Source organism: Streptomyces sp. NPDC104309, from assembly GCF_055584025.1.
Map to the genome: position 1 here is coordinate 1 of NZ_JBVJMV010000117.1, position 4,775 is coordinate 4,775.

Here is a 4,775-nt window from a genome sequence, read left to right on the forward strand (position 1 = left end):
GTCGGCGGTCGGCGGTCGGCGGTCGGCGGTCGGCGGTCGGCGGTCGGCGAGCCAGTGTCCGACAGCCAGGTCCAGCGCGTCGCCGTCGATGCGGGCCAGCAGTCGGCGGACCGTGGACTCGGCGGGCAGGACCCGCCTGGGCAGAAGAGGATCGGGGTCGACAGCGACCTGTTCCAGCACGTACCCAGAAGTAAGAGGCATCGGCGATCCATTCGCCGACCGCCAGCAGCGAGGTCGCTCCGGCCAGCACCGCGCACGCAGTGAGAGCGAGCACGACAGCCAGAGGGTGGCGCACCCCGCGTGGGTCACGCGAGTCCGGCACCTCGACCAGCCGCTCCAGCAGGCACGGAACCTCCTCGGTGCAGGGTGCCTTCCTGCCGGTAGAGCGACGGCATGGGGACGGTGCTGGAGCACTACGACACGGGCCCCGGCGGTGATCAGCCGTCTCGCCGAGATGGGGCACGTGCAGACCCGCATCGACGAGACGATCGAGGACCGCGAACTCACGCCGGACGTGGCGAAGTTCCTGATGCTCTACCAGCGCAACCGGGTCTTCGAGATCACCCACGTCGCCCGCACCGCCGAGGGCCGGACCGTGACGGTCACCGTCCACGTGCTGCCCACCAGCATGTGGCACACCAGGCACTCCAGGATCGGCCTGCACACCCCCGCCTCCGTCCACTTCGGCACCGCCGGGGAAGTCAGGAACTACAGTAGCGGGCCGCCGCCCCTCGCCGAGGCTTACGAACGCCACACCAACGGTTCACGCACCGGCCGAGGCCACCCGAGATACCCAGCCAGGCCTGGATCAACGACCCCGCCAAACGAAGAGAACCCGAACCACAGGGTGCATAGCGTCACAAACATCTCATTCGACTTGGCAACCACCGCAGATGCGGCGAGTAAGGCTTCACCGCCTCTGGTTCCGGTCACACTCCGCCGGCGGATCAGGGGACGTTCGAAATGAGACGTCGTCTACGCCTGCCACCCGGGCGGCTCCGTGTGCGAGCGAAGCCGCCCGGGCTCCAGCCTTCACTCCGTGATTACGCGGGTGCCACGAGCTGGGTTTCCGCGCCGACGCCAGAGGCATTACCGTTGATGTAGAGGGTCAGTTCACCGTCCGACCAGCGCACGATGGTGTCATCGGCCCACGCGTTGTCGGTGAAGTCGCCTCCACTTACGAGCAGGGCGTGCGTCCACAGGTCGTTCGGGGCCTTCCACCTGTGCTCGCCCGAGGAGAAGCCGGCGCCGGTAGAGTCCTGATACTGCGTCAGTTCACCGTCCGACCAGCGCACGATCAAGTCCCAGGTGTCATCGCCCGAGTAGTCGCCCGCGGTGATCTGGGTGGCATGCTTCCACGTACCGGCCTGCGAGGTGCCCGGCGAGACGACCTTGATCTCCTTGCCGAGCTTCTTGTTGTCGCCGGTGTTCTGATAGAGCGTCACTTCACCGTCCGACCAGCGTACGACGAGGTCGTCCTGCCACTTGTTGCCACCGAAGCGGCCCGCGGTCATCGCCTCGGCGTGCTTCCAAGTGCCGTTGGGGGCGGCCAGCTGGTACTCGCCGTGGAAGCCCTTCTCGTCGACCGACGGGTAGAGCGTCACCTCGCCGTCCGACCAGCGGACGATGAGGTCCGAGCCGTTGTCACCAGTGAAGTCGCCCGCGACGACCTGCATGGCGTGATCACGCCACAGGGCGTTGGGGCCCAGGACCCTGAACTCCTTGTCGAAGTAGTTCTTGTCCTTGCCCGCGCCACGGTAGATGCTCAGCTCACCGTCCGACCACGTAACGAACATATCCATCCGGTCCTCGGAGACCGGGCCATCGAGGGCGAAGTAGCCGTTGGCGATGGACTTGGCATGCTTCCACGTGCTGGCGCCGGGCAGGACCGGGTCTGCCATCGGCGGCGGATCAATGCTGGCCGGCTGCTTGCCCGCCTTAGCGGCGTCGTAGATCCGCCTGGCGTCGTTGTCGAAGTACGACGAGTACGAAGTGTTGGCGCTGTGACCACCGGTCATCCAGCCGCCGGTGACGCCGATCAGCTTGGGCGACTCGCCGCCCGCAGTGATGAAAGGTCCGCCGGAGGTGCCGCCGACGTAGCCGTCGCAGTGGATCTCCGTGAACGTGCCGCCGCGCCATAGCCGGCCGCCGCTGTCCCTGGTGTTGCCGGTGGTGTACTTCTTCGTCGGCGTAGTGCAGCTGAGCGGATCCTGCTTCGGCTTGTAGTTGGCACCGCCGTACAGATACGGGTAGCCGATGGCGTGTGCGGTGTGATCGAAGCCGGTGTTGAAGCCCATCGGGATGGACCCGACGACGTCCTCAACCTCCTTGCCGTCGCTGCGCGGCTCGGTGGCAAGGAACGCGACGTCAACGTCGGTGTAGTTCTCCTCGCTCTTCTTGGACCCGGTGTAGCCGGGGTCCTTGAAGATGTGGCCCTTCTTGATGGGGTACATGCCGTGCGGCATCGGGCTCTTCGCGCTGTGCTGTGGCACGAAGATCAAGCTTTCCTTCTGGTCATCGCTGTCGAAGCAGTGCGCTGCCGACGCGACCAGGTTCTTGCCTGGAGATGGGACGACAGTGCCACCGCAGAAGCGGTAGTCGTAGCGGTCCGGGAAGTCGTTGCCCGCCTTCTGCGCCCAGTAGAAGGTGCCGACTTCCTTGATGCCCTCGAAGGTGTGCGAGGGCGACCGCGGCATCACCTCACGCGGCGCGACCGTCTCGTTCTCCTCGGCCGCCTGAGCCTCCCGCGCCTGCTGCTGCTCGACCGGCTCGGCCTGGGCCATGCGCTCCGGCGTCCAGAACTTCTCCATCTCGCGGGCCAGTCTTAGGCCGGCGTCGTCATCGGGCTCCGCCGTCGATGGATCCGAGGTGGTGGTCGTAGTCGGCGTAGGCGTGGCCACCGGGGGGCCGGAAACCTCGGCCGAGGAAGACGGCGTGGTTGCGGACGGTGCCGCCGATGCCTCGGGAGTGGCCGAGACTTCGGACGTTTCCAGGGCCGCAAAGGCGACTGTCGCTGGCACGTCAACCGATGACGCGGGGATGGGCAGCGTGGGGTCTAACGGAGGACCCTTTCCCTTCCCCATGACACCTTCAACGAGCGTCTGAAGAAAGGGACATGGCATCAACAAACCTTTCTGTTAGCTCCTCTAAAGCGGCCCATGTCGGTCCGGTGGTGGTGAGTACCGCGGCCGCAGCGACGATCGCAGGCAGGCTGCGTCTTATTTTCAAGGTGGTTCCCCCCACGAGAACGAGCCTCGGCAGCCCGAGGCCCGATTGATCTAGATCAATGGAGAGATCACCATAGGCGCATCTCGAACAAAGTGTCGAGCCAGTATCCTGTGGCCTGCTCTCGTAAGTGACGTTATGCGCCGACTGGTTGAACGGAGCGAGTAGTGAGCAAAACTGGCCGATACGTGTCACTGAACAGAAGGGCTGGACTGCCAGCCGTGGCAGCGATGCTTCTTGCTGCCTCGTGCTCCGCAGGCGACGCCGGGCACAAGGTGACAGCATCTCCACCGCCAACCAGTCATGCAGGCATGACGAAACAGACACAAGGAGACGATCCAAACCTTTTGATGGGCTTTCGATCACGGCTGAGGTCGAACGATACGGCCCGCGCTGGCGATCTGGCGGACCACGCAATAAACGTCAGTCTCGACTACACCAGCGAGAAGAGGGGCTTGGTTAAGGTCCTCACCGATTATGGGGCATGGGGTGGGGCAGCAACGGAAGTCGGCCCCCTCACGCAGGCATTCAAGGAATGGTGGGACAATGACCCGGCAGCCGGCAAGGCGCACATCCTGAGCCAAGGCGGCAAGACGGTGAAAGAAGTTCCGCTCTATAGCGGAAACGAACCGACAAACCTCCTCACCGAATTTCGCTCATGGATCGACAAAAACGCTCCGAGCAGTAGCAGTCTCACCCCACACATCACATCACTCAGCATCGGGTATGGAGTGCGCGGGACGGGTGCCGCGACGGTTTCAACGGACTATCTCACGTATAATGACCCGCAGGCGCAGGAGTACCTCAACGCCATTGCCGAGGCATTCGCCAAGTGGTGGGACGGTGACACAGGAGCAAGCCTTGTCATCGTGAATAGCGCCGACCAGGGAACCTACGTCAGAAAGAAATTGACAACTACTCATTGAAATTGCATTTGTGACGTCGAGGTCCCTCTCCCGCACGCTTCTGCAATCTATTGCTCCGAAGTGGCTGGGGTTCTGAGTCGTTGATCGCTGTGTGAGTGAACTGGTGAAGGGTGCAGGGCTTCGGGGTGGTCGCGTGACGCCCGGTTCGTGACGAGCTACCAACTCAGCGATGCTCTCGGAACGTGACAGGCCCGGCTTCCAAGATCATGGAGTTCTCTACTCCCCGTGATCCAAGTGGAAGACCGTGCCGGCCGACGCATCATCTCTGATCCCGCCTGCCCTAACCAACTGCGCGAGAATCCGCAGGTCGGAACCGAGGAGGTTCCGTGCCTGCTGGAGCGGCTGGTCGAGGTGCCGGACCCACGTGACCCACGCGGGGTGCGCCACCGCCTGGCTGTCGTGCTCGCTCTCACCGCGTGCGCGGTCTTGGCCGGAGCGACCTCGCTGCTGGCGGTCGGCGAATGGATCGCCGAAGCCTATTGCCTCTGGGTATGCGCTGGAACAGGTCGGTGTCGACCCCGATCCGCTTCTGCCCAGGCGGCTCCTGCCCGCCGAGACCACGGTCCGCCGACTGCTGGCCCGCATCGACGGCGACGCGCTGGACCTGGCTGTCGGACACTGGCT

At 64.4% G+C, this 4,775-nt stretch carries 4 protein-coding genes and 2 pseudogenes; 3 read left to right on the top strand and 3 right to left on the bottom strand.

All coding sequences use genetic code 11. From position 1 onward, the window contains the following. Positions 1–201: pseudogene (locus tag ACZ68L_RS46575) on the bottom strand (hypothetical protein); the annotation flags it as partial. 52 nt (positions 202–253) lie between these two features. Further along, positions 254–568 (bottom strand): annotated as a pseudogene (locus tag ACZ68L_RS46580) (hypothetical protein); the annotation flags it as partial. Between ACZ68L_RS46580 and ACZ68L_RS46585 the strand changes: the two are divergent. Beyond that, a complete protein-coding gene (locus tag ACZ68L_RS46585) occupies positions 464–967 on the top strand; it encodes a hypothetical protein (RefSeq protein WP_469590955.1) in 504 nt (167 codons plus the stop codon). The pseudogene ACZ68L_RS46580 and the gene ACZ68L_RS46585 sit on opposite strands and share 105 nt — an antisense overlap. Positions 968–1,043: 76 nt before the next feature. Here the strand turns inward: ACZ68L_RS46585 and ACZ68L_RS46590 are convergent, their stop codons facing one another. Then, positions 1,044–2,810 (bottom strand): trypsin-like serine peptidase, encoded by a 1,767-nt coding sequence (locus ACZ68L_RS46590; RefSeq protein ID WP_469590950.1) that lies wholly within the window; start codon positions 2,808–2,810, stop codon positions 1,044–1,046. Between the two features lie 726 nt (positions 2,811–3,536). Here ACZ68L_RS46590 and ACZ68L_RS46595 point away from each other — a divergent pair. Together ACZ68L_RS46595 and ACZ68L_RS46600 are read left to right on the top strand one after the other, a co-directional pair. Beyond that, positions 3,537–4,151 carry a hypothetical protein gene (locus ACZ68L_RS46595; protein ID WP_469590951.1) on the top strand — a complete coding sequence of 205 codons (615 nt, stop codon included), beginning with the start codon at positions 3,537–3,539 and terminating at the stop codon, positions 4,149–4,151. 378 nt (positions 4,152–4,529) lie between these two features. Then, the coding region (locus ACZ68L_RS46600; protein ID WP_469590953.1) for a hypothetical protein at positions 4,530–4,775 on the top strand (246 nt) is incomplete at its 3' end.